16 protein-coding genes are annotated in these 17,927 nt (G+C 63.4%); 5 read left to right on the top strand and 11 right to left on the bottom strand.

Annotation, left to right across the window (positions count from 1 at the left end; all coding sequences use genetic code 11):
- Positions 1-140: 140 nt before the first annotated feature.
- Positions 141-1,511, top strand: a complete 1,371-nt coding sequence (locus ACJJVH_RS02870; protein ID WP_412064703.1) for a TIGR03808 family TAT-translocated repetitive protein — start codon at positions 141-143, stop codon at positions 1,509-1,511.
- On the opposite strand, the gene ACJJVH_RS02865 is transcribed toward ACJJVH_RS02870, so the two are convergent.
- From ACJJVH_RS02865 to ACJJVH_RS02835, 7 genes are all read right to left on the bottom strand, one after another.
- Positions 1,508-2,296, bottom strand: coding sequence for a crotonase/enoyl-CoA hydratase family protein (locus tag ACJJVH_RS02865; protein ID WP_412064702.1), 789 nt, complete (start codon positions 2,294-2,296; stop codon positions 1,508-1,510). The two genes, ACJJVH_RS02870 and ACJJVH_RS02865, sit on opposite strands and share 4 nt — an antisense overlap.
- Positions 2,293-3,162, bottom strand: a complete 870-nt coding sequence (locus tag ACJJVH_RS02860) for a hydroxymethylglutaryl-CoA lyase (protein WP_412064701.1) — start codon at positions 3,160-3,162, stop codon at positions 2,293-2,295. Before ACJJVH_RS02860 ends, ACJJVH_RS02865 begins: the two co-directional genes overlap by 4 nt.
- Positions 3,159-5,147: an acetyl/propionyl/methylcrotonyl-CoA carboxylase subunit alpha gene (locus tag ACJJVH_RS02855; protein WP_412064700.1), complete on the bottom strand. Its 1,989-nt coding sequence runs from the start codon at positions 5,145-5,147 to the stop codon at positions 3,159-3,161. Before ACJJVH_RS02855 ends, ACJJVH_RS02860 begins: the two co-directional genes overlap by 4 nt.
- 9 nt (positions 5,148-5,156) lie before the next feature.
- The gene (locus tag ACJJVH_RS02850) at positions 5,157-5,540 is read right to left on the bottom strand and encodes a RidA family protein (RefSeq protein ID WP_113385252.1); all 384 of its coding nucleotides are present in this window, start codon (positions 5,538-5,540) and stop codon (positions 5,157-5,159) included.
- A 10-nt stretch (positions 5,541-5,550) separates the two neighbouring features.
- Complete coding sequence (locus ACJJVH_RS02845) at positions 5,551-7,158, bottom strand: carboxyl transferase domain-containing protein (RefSeq protein ID WP_412064699.1); 1,608 nt, start codon at positions 7,156-7,158, stop codon at positions 5,551-5,553.
- A 34-nt stretch (positions 7,159-7,192) separates the two neighbouring features.
- Entirely contained in the window at positions 7,193-8,356 is a 1,164-nt protein-coding gene (locus ACJJVH_RS02840; protein ID WP_113391798.1) for an isovaleryl-CoA dehydrogenase, read from the bottom strand.
- A gap of 86 nt (positions 8,357-8,442) precedes the next feature.
- Entirely contained in the window at positions 8,443-11,916 is a 3,474-nt protein-coding gene (locus ACJJVH_RS02835; RefSeq protein ID WP_412064698.1) for an indolepyruvate ferredoxin oxidoreductase family protein, read from the bottom strand.
- A 326-nt stretch (positions 11,917-12,242) separates the two neighbouring features.
- Here ACJJVH_RS02835 and ACJJVH_RS02830 point away from each other — a divergent pair, with 326 nt between their 5' ends.
- On the top strand, positions 12,243-12,902 hold the full coding sequence (locus ACJJVH_RS02830) for a glutathione S-transferase family protein (RefSeq protein ID WP_412064697.1): 660 nt from the start codon (positions 12,243-12,245) through the stop codon (positions 12,900-12,902).
- A gap of 63 nt (positions 12,903-12,965) precedes the next feature.
- On the opposite strand, the gene ACJJVH_RS02825 is transcribed toward ACJJVH_RS02830, so the two are convergent.
- On the bottom strand, positions 12,966-13,862 hold the full coding sequence (locus tag ACJJVH_RS02825) for a LysR substrate-binding domain-containing protein (RefSeq protein WP_113370354.1): 897 nt from the start codon (positions 13,860-13,862) through the stop codon (positions 12,966-12,968).
- Positions 13,863-14,014: 152 nt separating this feature from the next.
- Between ACJJVH_RS02825 and ACJJVH_RS02820 the strand changes: the two genes are divergently transcribed.
- A complete protein-coding gene (locus ACJJVH_RS02820; RefSeq protein ID WP_113405523.1) occupies positions 14,015-14,200 on the top strand; it encodes a hypothetical protein in 186 nt (61 codons plus the stop codon).
- 24 nt (positions 14,201-14,224) lie between these two features.
- A complete protein-coding gene (locus ACJJVH_RS02815; RefSeq protein WP_412064696.1) occupies positions 14,225-14,581 on the top strand; it encodes an MmcQ/YjbR family DNA-binding protein in 357 nt (118 codons plus the stop codon).
- A 5-nt stretch (positions 14,582-14,586) separates the two neighbouring features.
- Here the strand turns inward: ACJJVH_RS02815 and ACJJVH_RS02810 are convergent, their stop codons facing one another.
- On the bottom strand, positions 14,587-15,207 hold the full coding sequence (locus ACJJVH_RS02810; RefSeq protein WP_112796805.1) for a glutathione S-transferase N-terminal domain-containing protein: 621 nt from the start codon (positions 15,205-15,207) through the stop codon (positions 14,587-14,589).
- Between the two features lie 298 nt (positions 15,208-15,505).
- On the opposite strand from ACJJVH_RS02810, the gene ACJJVH_RS02805 reads away from it, so the two are divergent.
- Positions 15,506-15,982 (top strand): DUF2127 domain-containing protein, encoded by a 477-nt coding sequence (locus ACJJVH_RS02805; RefSeq protein WP_112796803.1) that lies wholly within the window; start codon positions 15,506-15,508, stop codon positions 15,980-15,982.
- A 134-nt stretch (positions 15,983-16,116) separates the two neighbouring features.
- Here the strand turns inward: ACJJVH_RS02805 and ACJJVH_RS02800 are convergent, their stop codons facing one another.
- Together ACJJVH_RS02800 and ACJJVH_RS02795 are read right to left on the bottom strand one after the other, a co-directional pair.
- Positions 16,117-17,124 (bottom strand): asparaginase, encoded by a 1,008-nt coding sequence (locus ACJJVH_RS02800; protein ID WP_412064695.1) that lies wholly within the window; start codon positions 17,122-17,124, stop codon positions 16,117-16,119.
- A 98-nt stretch (positions 17,125-17,222) separates the two neighbouring features.
- The gene (locus tag ACJJVH_RS02795) at positions 17,223-17,849 is read right to left on the bottom strand and encodes a helix-turn-helix transcriptional regulator (RefSeq protein WP_412064694.1); all 627 of its coding nucleotides are present in this window, start codon (positions 17,847-17,849) and stop codon (positions 17,223-17,225) included.
- Between the last annotated feature and the right edge of the window lie 78 nt (positions 17,850-17,927).

Genomic DNA, 17,927 nt, shown 5'->3' with positions numbered 1-17,927 from the left:
GCCGGACTGGTAAATGAAATGCGAAGAGTTCGGTTCTCGTCACCGGCCGTGAGCGGGCAAACGGCGGGCTTCTGTACCAAAGCGGGACAGATCGGGCTGGCACGATTTCTGCTTTGCGGATGCGATCCACGGAGTTCGCAATGATCCAGCGCCGCGCCTTTATCGCTTCCCTCGCCGCCTCGGCTGCGGCTGGCCTGCTTGCGCCCCGCGTTTTCGCCGCGCCGCTTGCGAAGATGACGAGCGCCGAGCTGCGCGGGCCGATCGACGCCATTGCGCTGAAGACGACACCGGGTGCGAGCGACTTCAGGAGCGGCAAGCTGCAGGCGATGATCGACAATGCGGCGCGCACCAATATTCCGCTCTTCCTGCCGCCCGGCACCTACAACATTTCCAATCTGACGCTGCCGGACAATACGCGCATTACCGGCGTTCCCGGTGCCTCGCGGCTCGTCTACAGCGGTGACGGCCATCTGATGAATGCCGACAAGGCCAGGCGCATCGAGCTTTCCGGCCTCGTGCTCGACGGCGGCAATCGCTGGCTTGCCGATTATGCCGGCGGCCTGCTGCAATTTACCGGCGTCGACGAGGTGCTGATCGACAATTGCGAAATCGCCGGTAGCCGCAAGCATGCGCTGCAGCTGGAGCGCTGCGGCGGCCGGATCGAGCGCAACCGCATCACCGGCGCCGCGGAAGCCGGCATCTATTCCGTCCAATCAACCGGATTGGCCGTGAGCAGCAACCGCGTCGAGGATTGCGGCAATGGCGGCATTCTCATTCATCGCTGGGACAAGGCCGAGGATGGCAGCAGCGTCATCAACAACCGCATTGCCCGCATCCGCGCCAATGATGGCGGCACCGGCCAGAACGGCAACGGCATCAACGTCTTTCGCGCCGATGGCGTCACGGTTTCGGGCAATCACGTTGCCGATTGCGCCTTCACCGCCATTCGCGCCAACTCGGCCTCGAATGTGCAGATCTCGAACAACCAGTGCCTGCGCTCGGGCGAAACCGCCATCTACTGCGAATTCGAGTTCGTCGGTGCCACCATCAGCAACAACCTGGTCGACGGCGCCGCCAATGGTATAGCGGTCACGAATTTCGACAAGGGCGGAAGGCTCGCCTCGGTAACGGGCAATATCATCCGCAACCTGTCGCTGACGGCACCCTATGCGCAGGATGGCGGCTTCGGTATCGGCATATCCGCAGAGGCGGATACGCTGATTTCAGACAATGTCATCGAGAATGCGCCGCTCTGGGGGCTAAGGCTCGGCTGGGGCCAGTATCTCCGCAACGTCGTCGCAACCGGCAATATCGTAAAGCACGCCGGCATCGGCTGCGTCGTCTCGGTGGCGGACGGCGCCGGCTCGGCTGTTATTGCGGGCAATCTCTTCCAGGAGATGCAGCAAGCCGCGATCATGGGCTTTCGCTGGGATAAGCCCGCCTCCGGCGAATTGGTCAAGGGGAACGTGCAGTTCCCACAATTGACCGTCGAAAACAACAGGCTCGTTTAGGCCGTTCGCCAGTTCGGCTGCCGTTTCTCGAAAAAGGCGGTAACGCCCTCCCTCGCCTCTTCGGTCTCCCACGCATCCGCCAGCTGCTCGACGACGTGATCGATCATGCCATCGGTAATCGGCCTGCCGACGGAGCGCGCCAATGCCTTGGCGCGAGCCGCGGCTTGCGGAGATGCCGCCAGGAAATGGCGCACCTCGGCCTCCACGGCTTCATCCAATGCGTCCTCGGCAACGACGCGCGACAGGAGACCGGCGGCGTGCGCCTGCCAGGCATCGATGATCTTGCCGGAGAGGAAGAGCGGACGGGCGTTCGTCTCGCCGATGCGGGCGACGACATAGGGGCTGATGGTGGCAGGGATGATGCCGAGACGCACCTCCGTCAGGCCGAAACGGGCCGTCGATGCCGAGATCGCCATGTCGCAGACGCTCAGGATGCCGATACCGCCGCCGAAGGCATTGCCGTGGACGCGGGCGACCAGCGGCTTCGGCAGCTCGTTCAGTGCCTTGAACAGCATGGCAAGCCGGCGTGCCTCGGCCATGCGCCCGGCACGCGTGGCGTCGAACTGCGCGCGCATCCAGCCGAGATCGCCGCCGGCGCAGAAGCTCGACCCCTCGCCGGTCAGCACGACGACCCGAACCGCCTTGTCATGGGCGAGATCGTGCGTTGCTGCCGTCAAATCATCGATCATCCCGGCCGACAGGGCATTGTGCTTTTCCGGCCGCGCCAGCGCAAGGCGAGCAACACCGCGTTCATCGGTTGCGACGCGGATCGTTTGCGGTGTCATGAGGCACTCCTGAGGCTGCGGGCAAAGGCGGCGGCGCGGGCAAGCTTGTCCTGGTCGAGGCCGGTTTCGTAACCTCTCGCCGACAGATAGTCGTGAACCGAAACGGTGTCGACATTGCCCCTGGCCCCAGGGGCGAAGGGGCAACCACCGAGACCGCCGGCGGCGGCGTCGAAGACGCGCAGGCCGCGTTCCAGCGCAACGGCGATATTCTCGAGCGCGCGGCCGGACGTATCGTGAAAATGGCCGGCCAGCACTGTCGCGGGAAGTTCGCCCAGCACTGCGGCGAGCATCCGGTCGACGGCTTCGGGCGACCCTCTGCCGATCGTGTCGCCGAGGCTGATCTCGTAGCAGCCGAGCGCGCGCAATTGCCATGCGACGTTGACGACATTTTGCGGCGGCACCGCGCCTTCATAAGGGCATCCGACGACGCAGCTGACATAGCCGCGCAATGGCAGACCGCGGTCGCGGCTGGCGGCGGCGACCGGCCGGAAGCGCTCGATGCTCTCGGCGATCGAGCAATTGATGTTGCGCATGGAGAAGGTCTCGGACGCGGAAGCGAAGATCGCCACTTCATCGACACCGGCCGCAAGCGCTGCCTCGAACCCCTGCATATTGGGCGCAAGCGCTGTGTAACGGACGCCGGAACGTCGCTTTATTCCAGCCATGACGGCGGCGGCATCGGCAAGCTGCGGCACCCATTTCGGGCTGACGAAGCTGGTGACTTCGATGCGCTCGAAACCGCAATCCGACAGCAGGTCGACCAGCTCGATCTTGCGCGCGGTATCGACCGGCTGTTTCTCGTTCTGCAGCCCGTCGCGCGGTGCCATCTCGACGATGGTGACGCGGTTGGAAGGCGTGTCGGTCATGCCGCATCCTCCGGGCGAAGCGACAGAAGCACGGCGCTTTCGCTGGTCTGATCGCCCTCGCCGACATGCAGGCTTTCCACGATGCCGTCGCGTGCCGCCGTCAGCGTCAGCTCCATCTTCATGGCTTCCATGACGATCAGCGCCTGACCCTTGGCAACCGTGTCGCCCTCGCGCACGCGGACGATCTTGACGAGACCCGGCATCGGCGCAATCACGCGGTCGCCGCCGCTGGCTGTCTCCTCGCCGCCGTCGAGCGGATCGAAGCGGTGGAAATGATGCGTCTGCCCGTCGAGAAACAGGGTGACGCCTGACGATGTCTCGAAGATATCGGCGCGCGACTGCCTGCCATCGATCTCGATGCGCCGGGAAACGCCCTCACCCGCAAGCAGGCGGACAGGAATAGCGCGATCATCGAAGGCGACTCTGAAAAGTGTCCGATCCCTGGCAGTCACGCGGCAATTCCTCTGACCGCCGGCGAAATGCAGTGTGACGAGGCGGCTTGCCTCACCCCACAACTGCCAGGCGCCGAGCGAGAGCCAGGGATCGCTGCCGGCGACTTCAGCAAACCCGCCCGCCTCGACAATGGCGGCGATGGCAAGGGCGGCATCGTCGGGCTGTTGCGCCGCGGTCAGCGCCTCCACATCCCGGTCGATCAATCCCGTATCAGGATGGCCGGCGGCGAAGTCCGGCTGGCGGCTGAGCCGGATCAGGAAATCGAGATTGGTAGTGGTTCCGGCGACCTGCGTCTGCTCCAGCCCTCGCGTGAGCTTGGCAAGAGCAGCCGCGCGATCCGGCGCATGCACTGTCAGTTTGGCGATCAGCGGATCGTAATGCGTGGTGATGCTGTCGCCCTCGCGCACGCCGGCATCGATGCGGACATCGCCGCCGGGAAAGCGTAAGCGCGAGAGCGTGCCGGTTGCCGGCAGGAAGCCGCGCGAGGGGTCTTCGGCATAGATGCGCGCTTCGAAGGCCCAGCCGTTGATGGCAAGCTCATCTTGGGTCTTCGGCAGAGGCTCGCCGCTCGCGACCCGCAACTGCCATTCCACCAGATCGACGCCCGCGATGGCTTCGGTGACGGGGTGCTCGACCTGCAGGCGGGTGTTCATTTCCATGAAGAAGAAACGATCCGGCGACAGGCCGTCGGAAACATCGGCGATGAACTCGACCGTGCCCGCGCCGCGATAATCGATGGCGCGGGCGGCGCGGACGGCCGCCTCGCCCATGGCGCTGCGCATCTCCTCCGTCATGCCGGGCGCCGGCGCCTCCTCGATCACCTTCTGGTGCCGGCGCTGCAGCGAGCAATCGCGCTCGAAGAGATGCACGGCATTGCCCTGGCTATCGCCGAAGACCTGGATCTCGATGTGGCGCGGCTTGACCAGATATTTCTCGATCAGCACCGCGTCATCGCCGAAGGCGGATTTCGCTTCGCGCTTCGCCGCCTCCAGCGAAGCCTCGAAATCCTCCGGCCGGTCGACGCGGCGCATGCCCTTGCCGCCGCCGCCCGCACGCGCCTTGATGAGCACCGGAAAGCCGATGCCAGCGGCCTGCCCGGCAAGAAAGCCGGGCTCCTGCCCATCGCCGTGATAGCCGGGAACCACAGGCACGCCGGCACGCTCCATCAATGCCTTGGCGGCATCCTTGAGTCCCATGGCGCGGATCGACGCCGGAGACGGGCCGATGAAGACCAGACCCGCGGCCTCGACCGCTTCGGCGAAGTTCGCATTCTCCGAGAGAAAGCCGTAACCGGGATGGATGGCTTGCACGCCTGTCCGCTCAGCGGCGGCGATGATCTTTTCCTTCGAAAGATAGCTTTCGCTGGCGGCGGCCGGGCCGATGTGAACGGCTTCGTCCGCCAGCGCCACATGCAGGGAATCCCTGTCGGCATCGGAATAGACGGCGACCGTGCGGATGCCCATGCGCCGCGCCGTCCGGATGACCCGGCAGGCGATTTCCCCGCGATTGGCGATCAGTATCTTCGAAAACATCGGTCGTCCCTATTGCGCGGCGATAACCTCGACCTCGAGCAGCCAGGCGGTATCGAAAATGCCCGCGATCACGACAGTCATGGCCGGCGTGAGCGAGCCGAGATATTCGGCGCGAATCTCGCGGTTTTCCATCGTGTGCCGGCGGTCGGCGAGAAAAGTGGTGACCTTGACGATATCGTCCTTCGTCATGCCAGCCGCCTTCAGCTGGGCGTCGATATTGTGCCAGACCTGCCGGGCCTGAGCCTGAAAACCCTCCGGCAAGCTGTCATCGACATCGGTCGGTATCTGGCCGCTGACGAAGAGCAATTTCTCGAAATTCTCGAGCTTCACGGCCTGCGCATAGCCGCCGCGCGGCTGCGGCGCATTCCTGGCATTGATGGCATCGCGTTTCATCTCCATCTCCTCACATCCTGAAAAGACCGAAGCGTGTGTCTTCGATCGGCGCGTTGAGTGCTGCTGAAAGCGACAGAGCCAGCACGTCGCGGCTCTTGCGCGGGTCGATGATACCATCGTCCCAGAGGCGGGCCGAGGCATAGAGCGGGTGACTCTGGGTTTCGAACATCTTGAGCGTCGGGGCCTTGAAGGCAGCCTCTTCCTCTGCCGTCCAGGGCTTGCCGGCGCGCGCCAGCGCCTCGCCGCGCACGGTGGCGAGCACGCCCGCCGCCTGCTCCCCGCCCATGACGGAGATGCGGCTGTTGGGCCATGTCCAGAGGAAACGCGGCGAGTAGGCACGGCCGGCCATGCCGTAGTTGCCGGCGCCGAAGGAACCGCCGATCAGCATGGTGATCTTCGGGACCCTGGTTGTGGCAACGGCCGTCACCAGCTTGGCGCCGTTCTTGGCGATGCCTTCGGTCTCGTACTTCCGGCCGACCATGAAGCCGGTGATGTTCTGCAGGAAGACCAGAGGAATCCTGCGCTGCGAGCAAAGCTCGACGAAATGTGCGCCTTTGAGAGCCGATTCCGAGAAAAGAACGCCGTTGTTGGCGACGATGCCGATGGGAATGCCGTGGATATAGGCGAAGCCGCAAACCAATGTCGTTCCGTAACGTGCCTTGAACTCGTCGAGCCGGGAACCATCCACCATGCGGGCGATGACCTCGCGCACATCATAGGGCGTGCGCAGGTCGGATGGGACGATTCCCAGGATCTCTTCCGGATCGTAGAGCGGCGCTTCCGGGGTGCGACGTTCGACGCTCTCCGGCTTGCGGCGGTTGAGATTGGCGACCGCCTGCCGGGCGAGCGCAAGCGCATGAGCGTCGTCGCGCGCCAGATGATCGGCAACGCCTGAGAGACGCGTGTGAACGTCGCCGCCGCCGAGATCCTCGGCCGAAACCACCTCTCCCGTTGCCGCCTTGACGAGCGGCGGGCCGGCGAGAAAGATCGTCCCCTGTTTCTCGACAATGATGGTTTCGTCCGACATGGCCGGCACATAGGCGCCGCCCGCCGTGCAGGAGCCCATGACGACGGCGATCTGCGGAATGCCCGCCGCCGACATATTGGCCTGATTGTAGAAGATGCGGCCGAAATGATCGCGGTCCGGAAAGACCTCGTCCTGGTTCGGCAGGTTGGCGCCGCCGGAATCGACGAGATAGATGCAGGGAAGACTGTTTTCCGCCGCAATCTCCTGCGCCCGCAGATGCTTCTTTACCGTGACCGGATAATAGGTGCCGCCTTTGACCGTGGCGTCGTTGCAGACGATCATGCAATCGCGGCCGGAGACGCGGCCGATACCGGCGATCAGCCCGGCGCCCGGCGCGTCGCCGCCATAGAGGCCATGAGCGGCCGTCGTCCCGATCTCCAGAAACGGCGTAGCGGGATCGATCAGGCCGGCGACGCGATCGCGCGGCAGCATCTTGCCGCGGCTGACATGGCGCTCGCGCGCCTGCGCGCCTCCGCCTTCCGCCGCCTGCGAGACCGCCGCCTCGGCCACTCCGATCGCCTCCAGCAAGGCGGCGCGGTTATCCCGGAAGCGATCCGTATGCGTCGATATCTCTGATTTCAGGACGGTCATGCGCTTCACCGGTTGATGGGAACGGGATTCGAAATCAGGCCGTCTCGCCGAACAGCTCGCGGCCGATCAGCATGCGCCGGATTTCGGACGTGCCGGCGCCGATCTCATAGAGCTTGGCGTCGCGCAGAAGCCGTCCGGCCGGATAATCATTGGTATAGCCGTTGCCGCCGAGGGCCTGGATGCATTCCAGCGCCAGCGCCGTCGCCTTCTCGGCGGAATAGAGAATGCAGCCGGCGGCGTCCTTGCGCGTCGTCTCGCCGCGATCGCAGGCGGCAGCCACCGCATAGACATAGGCGCGCGCCGCGTTCATCGTCACATACATATCGGCAAGCTTGCCCTGCATGAGCTGGAATTCGCCGATCGACTGGCCGAACTGCTTGCGCTCATGCATGTAGGGCAGCACCACGTCCATGCAGGCGGCCATGATGCCGACGGGACCGCCGGATAGTACGACGCGCTCGTAGTCCAGTCCCGACATCAACACGCGCACGCCGCCATCGACCTCGCCCAGAATATTTTCCTCCGGCACCTCGCAATCGAGGAAGATCAGCTCCGAGGTGTTCGAGCCGCGCATGCCGAGCTTGTCGAGCTTCTGGCCGACGGAGAAGCCGGGAAAGCCTTTTTTGACCAGAAAGGCGGTGATCCCTCGCGGGCCTGCATCTGGCGAAGTCTTGGCATAGACGACGAGGACATCGGCATCCGGGCCGTTGGTGATCCACATCTTGCTGCCGTTCAGAACATAGTGCCGGCCACGCTTTTCGGCCTGCAGCTTCATGGAGACGACATCGGAGCCGGCACCCGGCTCCGACATCGCCAGCGCGCCCACATGTTCGCCCGATATCAGCTTCGGCAGATAGCGCTCCTTCTGCGCCGTCGTGCCGTTGCGGTGGATCTGGTTGACGCAGAGGTTGGAATGAGCGCCGTAGCTCAGGCCGACGGAGGCCGATGCGCGGCTGATTTCTTCCATCGCGACCGTATGGGCGAGATAGCCGAGGCCGGCGCCGCCATAGGCATCGTCGACGGTGATCCCCAGCAAGCCAAGGTCGCCCATCTCCTTCCAGAGATGCATCGGGAAACTGTTGTTGCGGTCGATCTCGTCGGCAAACGGTGCGATGCGGTTGGCGGCAAAGCGGCGCACCTGCTCGCGCAACGCCTCGATGTCCTCGCCCAGCGCGAAGTTCAATCCCCCTGCAAACATCCGGCTTCTCCTCCCGATCTTCCCGAACGACCGATCTTTTCGAACCTATGTCTCATCGCGCCCGCTTCAAGCTTCCGCCGCAGCCGTCATGCGGCATCCGCCGGAACATGCTCCTTCTGCCGCAGCGTCTCGTAGGTCTTCAGCTTGTCGGCAATCCCGGCCATGATTTTCCGGGCAGCCTCCTCCTTGACCGGTCCGAAGCCTCTTATCTCATCGAACAGCGAGAGGATGGCAAGTGCCTCCGCCTCGTTGTCGTGGCGCAGGCCGGCAAGCACGCGCCCGGCAATCCCCTCGTAGTCGGCAATCAGGCGGCGCTCCAGCCGCCGCTCGGCCATATGACCGAATGGATCGAGAGGTGTGCCGCGCAGCCGCTTCATCGGCGCAAGCATGCGCAGCAACGGCAGGATCCAGGCGCCGAATTCGCGCTTCTTCGGCCGGCCGTTCGGATCCTTGCCGCCGAGGAAGGGCGGCGCGAGATTGAAGGCCAGCTTGAAATCGCCCTCCATCTCCTCGCGCAGATGCGCTTCGAAGGCGGGATCGGTCAGCAGGCGGGCGACCTCGTATTCGTCCTTGTAGGCCAGGACCCGCGCATAGGTGACGGCGACGGCAAAGGGCACCTTGTCCGAAAGCCGCTCCCTTGCAGCAAGCGCATGGGCATGAGCCACGAAAGCGGCATAGCGGTCGGCAAGCGCTGCATTCTGATAGGCCGTCAGATGTGCCTTGCGATGCCTGACGAGCTCGTCGAGGCTCATGTCCACCAGCGTCCGGCCGGCATCCGGCTCGGCCATCATGGCATGCACCGCCGGGGGATCGTGCGCCAGAAGCCTGCCCCAATGGAAGGCGGCAAGGCTTGCCTTGACGGCGACGCCATTGAGCTCGATCGCCTTTTCGATCGCCTCCAGAGAAAGCGGCAGCAGGCCGCGCTGCCAGGCAAAACCGGTCAGCAGGATGTTGGTCGACATGGCATCGCCCGTCACCTCGGTCGCGACATGGTTGAAATCGAGGAAGACGGACTTGTCGCTGACTGTCCTGGCAATCGTGTGCTGGATCGATCCGGCCTTGAAATCGAAATCGCGGTTGCGGACGAAGTCGGCGACCGGCATGAGGCCGGTGTTGACGATGGCCGTCGTGCGCGCCGAGGAGCAAAGCGTAATCGCATCCTTGGAAGCGCCGACCACCTCGTCCGCCGATAACAGCAGGTCGGCGCCGCCATTGACGATGCGCGACGAGGTGACGTCGGCCTCATTGTGGCCGATGCGCAGGTGGCTCATGACCGCGCCGCCCTTCTGGGCGAGGCCGGCCATGTCGAGGATCATCGGCACCTTGCCGTCCAGATGCGCGGCCATGCCGAGGATGGCGCCGACGGTCAGGATGCCGGTGCCCCCGACGCCGGCAATGGCGATATTCCAGGGTCGGTCGCCGATGACTGGAATTTCGGGCATCGGCACTTCGACATCGGCGTGCTCAAGCGCCTTGCGCTTGCGCCGCTTGCCGCCATGAACCGTCACGAAGGACGGGCAGAAGCCTTTGACGCAGGAAAAATCCTTATTGCAGCTCGATTGGTTGATCCGGCGCTTGCGGCCGAACTCCGTTTCCAGCGGCTCGACCGAAATGCAGTTGGATTGCACCGAGCAATCGCCGCAGCCCTCGCAGACGGCCGGGTTGATGAAGACGCGCTTGGCGGGATCCTCCATCAGGCCGCGGCTGCGGCGCCGGCGCTTCTCGGCGGCACAGGTCTGGACATAGACGATGGCCGAGCAGCCCTCGGTCTCGCGCAGCGTCAGCATCACCTGATCGATATGGTCGCGATGCAGCACCTTGACGCCGGGGGCCAGCTCGGAGGCGCGATAGGCATCCGGATTGTCCGACAGCAGGTAGATCGGCTTGACGCCTTCGTCGTGCAACTGCTTCGTCACCAGCTGCGGCGTCAGATAGCCGTCGATCGGCTGGCCGCCGGTCATGGCGACGGCATCGTTGTATAGCAGCTTGTAGGTGACGTTGACCTTGGAGGCGACGGACTGGCGGATGGCGAGAATGCCGGAATGGAAGTAGGTGCCGTCGCCGAGATTGACGAACATGTGCTTTTCGTCTGTGTAGCGGGCGATTGCCGTCCAGGGCACGCCTTCGCCGCCCATCTGGGTGAAGGTCTCGGTGTTGCGGTCCATCCAAGTCACCATGTAGTGACAGCCGATGCCGGCGATGGCACGGCTGCCTTCGGGAACCCGTGTGGACGTGTTGTGCGGACAGCCGGAGCAGAAGAACGGCGTGCGGTTCAGCGGCGCGACATGGCTGCGGCTGATCTGGCCGCGCTCGGCAAGATAGGCGAGCTTGGCGGCAATGCGGTCATGCAGGCCCTGGTCGAGATCAAGCTTGACGATGCGTCCGGCAATCGCTCTGGCGACGGCACCGACGGTCAACGCGGCCGAGAGGCTGAGATAGGGCTTGTCATGCTCATCGAACTTGCCGACGATGCGCGGGCGGACATCGGCCCGCCAGTTGAACAGCTGCTGCTTGATCTGGTTTTCGATGATCTCGCGCCGCTCCTCGACGACCAGAACCTCGTCCAGTCCTTCCGAAAAATGCCGGACCGCTTCCGGCTCCAGCGGCCAGGGCATGCGCACTTTCAGAATACGCATGCCGATGGCGGCCATTTCCCTCGGGCCGATTTCAAGCTCCCGCAGCGCCTGCAACACGTCCTCGTAGGCCTTGCCGGAAGAGATGATGCCGAAGCGGGCGTTGGGCACGTCATGGGTGATTTCGTCGACGCGATTGGCCCTGGCGAAGGCGATGGCGGCATAGGCCTTGTAGGTCTGCAGGCGATCGTCCTGGACCAGCGGCGGATCGGGCCAACGCAGGTTGAGACCGCCGGGCGGCAGCTCGAAATCGGTCGGCAGCACGAATTGCCGCCGTTCCCCCGAAAGATCGACGGCAGCCGTCGTCTCAACCGTGTCGGCGATGAATTTCATTCCGACCCAGCAGCCGGAATAGCGCGACATGGCAATGCCGAGCAGGCCGTATTCGAGGAATTCGTGGATGGACGAAGGATAGATGACCGGGATGACCGCCGACATGAAATCATGGTCGGTCTGGTGCGGGATGGTCGAGGATTTGGCGGAATGGTCGTCGCCGGCGAAACAGAGCACGCCGCCATGTCTGGACGTGCCGGCCGCGTTGCCGTGCTTCAGCACGTCGCCGGAGCGGTCGACGCCCGGACCCTTGCCGTACCAGATGCCGAGCACGCCGTCCTTGCGGGCACCCGGCGACAGGCCGACCTGCTGCGAACCCCAGACGGCGGTGGCGGCGAGATCTTCGTTGATCCCGGGCTGGAAGGTGACGTCGTGCGCGTCGAGGTAAGTCTGCGCTTTCAGAAGCTGCTGGTCATAGCCGCCGAGCGGCGAGCCGCGATAACCGGAAATGAAGGCTGCCGTGTTGAGCCCGGCGGCGCGGTCACGCCGCATCTGCGTCATGGGCAGCCGCACCAGCGTCTGCAGGCCGGTCATGAAAACACGGCCTTCCTCTGCGGTATATTTGTCGTCTAGCGATACACTGGTCGCAAGCATCTGCTCTCCTCCCGAGATCGCAGTTAGCGAATGCGCAAGTTCGTTTTCGCCGGAAGCCTCCTGCCGCTTCCGATGAAAACCATACCGGAACTCTACCATGCGGCGGCGCTAATTTCCGAACGAAGGCGGCATGCGCACCGCATGATTTGCAAAGATTTGAGGCGGCTTGCGGATATTTCGTGCTTGCCGCCGCCATCCGAGCCGCGCATCGCGGCTCCTGCGCCTGTCATCCATCGCAAGCTTTCGCTCGGATATCGGCGGACACCCCTTCCTTTCGCCGACACCCGCCAATAACCTCGCGCGACTCAAAAACCTCGGAGAGCCCTATGCTGACGATCTACGGTGTCTATCGCTCGCGCGCATCGCGCAACTACTGGATGGCGGAGGAGCTCGGCATCGCGTTCCAGTCCGTACCGGTCATTCAGGCCGGCCGGCTTGCCGATCCGTTCGCCGCCGATGCGCCGATCAACACGATGTCGCCGGAGTTTCTGGCGATCAATCAGATGGGCATGATCCCCTGCATCAAGGATGGCGATCTCATCATGCATGAGTCGCTTGCCATCAATCTCTATCTTGCGCGCAGATATGGCGGCCCCCTTGCCGGCAAGAGCGTGGAGGAGGAAGGGCTGATGTCGATGTGGACCATGTGGGCCGCGACCGAAGTCGAGCCTTACAGCGTGGCGCTCGTCCGCATCCATGACAATGCCCAGGAAAACAGCGAGCCGGGCAAGGCCGGGATCGCGGTTGCCTGCCGCTCGCTGAAGAAGCCGCTCGACGTGCTGGAGAAGCACCTGCAAACTGAGGATTATCTCGTCGGAAACCGCTTCACTGCCGCCGATCTCAACCTGGCCGAAGTGCTGCGCTATGCCCAGACCGAACGGGAACTCTTCGACGCGCGCCCGAAGGTGAAGGCCTGGATCGAGCGCTGCCAGTCGCGCGATGCCTACAAGGCCATGCAGGCGGCCCGTAGCAAGGAGCCGGTCTGACGCCCCTGATGCGCGCGCCGCCGCAAGGCCGCCGCCCGGTTTGCGTGCCATTCCTTACCGGGCTTATCGGAAGAGACGGATGCTCTCTTCCATTTCCTCGCGGATCCAGGTCTTGAAAGCAGTGACTTTTCTGGGCTCCCGAATACCTTCGGCCGTCACGAAGTAATGGCCGAAGCCCGTTCTGGCGCGGATGCCGAAGGGATCGACAAGACACTTCTGCTCAAGCGCGTAAGCCGCAAGCGTCTGCCAGGCGAGCATCGCACCCTGCCCTGCCATGGCGGCATCCAGGCAGAGCGACGCATCGTTGAAGATATGCCGTTCTTCCATGCGATGACCTGATAGCCCGGCCTCGCGCAGCCACACTTCCCAGCCGAACATCGCATGCCCGTCGATGACGGCGGGCACTTTCAAGAGATCGGCAGGTTCTTTCAAGGTCGCGGCGATCCGCGGCGTGACGACCGGGAATACCTCCTGCGCCAGCAGCAGCTCGGACCTGACATCAGGCCACTGGCCGCTGCCGACTCGAATGGCGATATCGACATCTGACGTCGCCGGATTGATCAGATGCGTGGTGGCATCGATGCGCAGGCGGATATCCGGGTGGCGGCTGGCGAAGCGGTCGAGCCGGTACACCAGCCAGCGGGCGGCGAAAACCGGCGCAACCGAAATGGTGAGAATATTCTCGTCCTTATGCTGCGCGAGGGAGATTGCCGCCGAAAGCGCCCGAAAACCCTCGCCAAGCCTTGCCAGCACCGTCACACCCGATGCGGTCACGGTCATGCCTTTCGGCGTGCGCTCGAACAGCGGACGGCCGAGCTGGGCCTCTGCCTTGATGACCTGCTGGCTGACCGCGCCGACCGTCACACCGAGCTCGTCGGCCGCTGCCTGCAGCGAACCGAGCCGGCCGACCGCCTCGACGGCACGCAAGCCGTTCAGGTGAACGCTATTGAGGTTTCTCATTATAGAATATCTATAGCAGCCTTCCGACATTCTCAATTGAAAGAAGCGAAAACAAGCACGATTATCGCGATAATAGAGCTGAAAATCCCACCGTTCCGCCGATCGAAGCCCTTACGCTGCCTCGATGCGGAAAACCAGGGAGGCATACGCCAATGTCGATCTTGAAGTTTTTCTTCACACACCCACCGGAAGAGCATCGCGAACAGGAAGCTGACCCGCTGCAGCATCCCATGCTTGCGGCCATGTCGCTGGAAGAACTGGCCGACCTGCCGCTCATGCCGGAAAATCTGGGGCGGCCTATGGACAAGCAGGCCGTTCGGTCGGAAGAATGCGCCTAGGAGAAACCTGCTTCATTCACGCGCATGACATCGAACCTCGATATGGACGCCATCGTGGAACGACTGCAGCGGCTTATCGCAAAGGCGGGGCTGCCAGGCGTGGAACCCGGCGCACATTACGGCCTGCCGGCTTTCAAGGTCGGCGGCAAAGCCTTCGCGACGGTGAAGAATAACGAGACCATCGTGCTGTCGCTGCCGATCGACCGCAAGGAGCAGCTGATGGAAATGGCGCCGGACATCTATTTCCAGACGGATCATTACGTCGGCTGGCCTTCCCTGCCGCTGCGCATCGCAGCGATCGGCGACCAGGAACTGGCGCTGCGTCTTATCGAGGCGTGGCGATACCGCGCCCCGAAGAAGCTTCTGGCGACCTTTGGCTGACGGGATCAGCCCTTTTCGATGGCAAGCGCCCTCTGCACGGCCGGGCGATCGAGCATGCGGCGATAGTGCGCGCTTACCTTCGTGAACTGGTCGCGATCGACATTGTCTCCCGGCAACCACGTTGCCATGGTGAAGAGATAGCAATCCGCGACGGTATACTGGTCCCCCATCACCCAGGGGCCTTTCAGCATCTTGTCCTCGATCAGGGCGAAGCTTTCGGCCATGGTTTGCGGCACCTTGGCTTTCATCGTCTCGATGGCGGCGGCGTCATCGGTCCACCGCGCGCCGCGTCCCTTGTGCGAATGGTTCACATGGACCGTCGATGAGAGATAGCTGTTGAAGGCCTGCATCTGCGCGAATTCGAAGGGATCGTCGAGCGGCGCCAGTCTTGCGGCGGGCGCAATCTGGGCGATGTAAGCCAGAATTGCGATGTTCTCCGTAAGGATGCCCTTGTCTGTCAGCAGCGCCGGAACCCGCCCCTTGGGATTGATGGCCAGATATTCCGGCTGGCGCTGATCGCCATTGGCAAGGATGAGGCGGCGGTGCTCGTAGGCGAGATCCGATTCTTCCAGGGCGATGAGGCTGGCGAGCGCGCAGCTTCCGGGGGCATAATAGAATGTCAGCATGTTCCGTTCCTCGATTGAACTCCCGCGAGGAAGCTAAAGGCAACCGCGCAAATACGGAAGTGGCCGACGCAGATACCTGCAACAAAAGGTTTTGATCGGCAAGGCCGGCCGCCCATCCCGACGATGTCGGATCGTAGGGACGGGCGGCGGATGTCTTGACCGCGGCCGGGCACGTCCTACAGCCTGTAGCAGACCGGAATACCGCGCTCGCGGGCGATACGGACGTCATGGTCGGCTTGCCTTGCGGCCGTCGCCGATCAGGCCTACCTCTCTAGACGCAAAGAGGTGACAATCGCCCATGAACGAACGCCGCATTCATCAGCTTTTCGAAATCAGCGTGCTGTTGAAGGGCGCGCATGCCCTGATCGAATGCCTCGGCGGCATCGGTCTCGCGCTCGTCAGCACCGAGTCCATCCTGCGCCTGGCAAACAGGATCACGCAGCCCGAATTGCTCAACGACCCCAAGGACTTCATCGCCACCCATCTGCTGACCTGGGCACAGGATTTTTCCGTCGGCACCAAGAATTTCTATGCCTACTACCTGCTGAGCCATGGGTTGGTGAAGGTGCTGCTCGTCATCGGCCTGCTCAGGGGCAAGATGTGGGCCTATCCGGCATCGCTGGTGGCGCTCGGTCTTTTCATCGCCTACCAGCTCTACCGCTTCACCGACACGCATGGCATTGGGCTCATCATCCTCACGATCTTCGACCTCGTGGTCATGATCCTCATCTGGCAGGAATACAGGGTCGTCCGGCAACACCTGGCGGCCGAATAGAGCGTTTTCCGTTTTTCTTCGAATCGCGAAAACGCCCTATCCATATGTCTTTGCGCAATTCCGAACGGAAAACCGCTGCGCACTTTCCCGGAATTGCCTGAGACGATGAGAAAAGCGGATAGCGGCCGCAGTCCTCACGCCGTCAGGACCGCGGCCGGCCTGATATCGCCGATATGGACGCCGTTCCAGTTTTTGAAGGACCTGGCGGCCATCGCCATGAGACCGGCATGAACCGCGCCGTCCTTATCGAAAAAGCGGGCCAGCGCCGCCGCCACCATGACTTCCGCCGCGCGGGTGGTGCCGTCATCGCATTTCACGGCGATGGCGATGCCCTCATCGGGAATCGCCGCACAAAACACGCCTTCGGCGCCGGTCTTGGCGAAGATGCGGCCGGGAGCGATCCGCATCAGCCTGGTGCAGGCACGATCGGTGCCGGCGACGTAGAAGGGCTCCGCCATGCAGGCTTCGAACAGCCGGCGCGACGCCTTGGCGCGCAGCGGCTCCAGGCCGGCGCCCGTCGCCATCCTGGCAAATCCATGCGCCAATCCCTTGAGCGGCACCGCATAGGTGGGGATCGAGCAGCCGTCTGTGCCGCAATTGTCATGGGCGAGAATAGCGCCGGTCAGGCTCTGCATCGTCTCGCGGATCTGCTGCTGCAGCGGGTGATCGTAGCCGACATAGCCGCTCGGATCGATGTCCTGATGGCAGCAGGCGCAGACGAAACCGGCGTGCTTGCCGGAGCAATTGTTGTGCAGCGCCGAAGGCTTTTCGATGGTACGGGCCTGATGAATGAGGGTCTTCTGATCGAAAGACCAGTGCGCGCCGCATTCGAGCGCATCGACATCGCGGCCGGCGCGCGCCAGCATCGAGGCGGCAAGCGCGACATGCTCGTCCTCGCCGTTGTGGGACGAGCAGGCGAGCGCCAGCTCTTTATTGCCGAAGCCGTAAGCGTCCGCGGCGCCGCTTTCAACCAGCGGCAGGGCCTGCATTGCCTTGCAGGCGGAACGCGGAAAGACGCCGCTTTCGATATCGCCGACCGAGAAGACCAGCTTTCCATCGCCATCGACGGCCACTATGGAACCGCGATGACGGCTTTCGACCTGGTTGCCACGGGTGACTTCGACACAGACGGGATTCGACATGATGGAAAGCAGCCTTTGATTTGCGGGACGGGCAGTGATAGCGGCTGCACCCCGCCTTGCCAATCTCCGATACCGGCGGGCGGTATAAAAATGGCCTCTCAGGCCGCGTCACGAATCCTGTAGGCACAGCGCCTCGCGCCGCGCAGGATGTGCTCCTCCCGCTCAACCTGCGCGCCGAGCACCAGCCGGAAAGTCTCCAGCTCGGAGCGGCAAAAGCCGGCGCAGGCAGAGGCGGCGGCGCAGATGGGGCAATGATTTTCCACCAGCATCAGCGAGCCGTCATCCTCCTGCCAGTGATCGGCCATGTAGCCTTCCCGCGTGCGGATGGCGGCCAGGCTCGCGACGCGCGAGGGCAGATCGGCTTCGAGGTCGATTTCGCTGCGATAGCGCCGGAGCGTATCCGTTTCGCGGGCGGAGATGACGGTATCGACGGCCTCCTGCCCCAATTGGCTGACCATGGTCGCAAGCAGCGTCGCGGTCAGGTCGGCGTGACCGTCCGGAAACTGCCTGTTGCCGGCGACCGTCAGGTGCCAGGACTGCCGTGGCCGGCCCCTGCCGGCCGTGGCTTCCGCCACCGGCTCGACCAGCCCCTCCTCCGCCATCTTCGTCAATTGCTGGCGGGCAGCCTCCGATGATATGCCAAGCGCATCGCCGATGGCCGACGCCAGTTGCGGCCCTTCGGTTTTCAACAGGATCAGAATTCGATTGGCAGGTGACTGACGCATTTCTCCAAGTTTTCTCTTGTTTTAATACGATGCCGGTGTAATTTTCCAAATTATAACTTGGAAAATAATCAACCGCCA

The sequence above is a fragment of the Rhizobium sp. SYY.PMSO genome (assembly GCF_046840415.1).
Lineage (GTDB): Bacteria > Pseudomonadota > Alphaproteobacteria > Rhizobiales > Rhizobiaceae > Rhizobium.
This window is presented reverse-complemented; position numbering and strand designations above follow the sequence as displayed.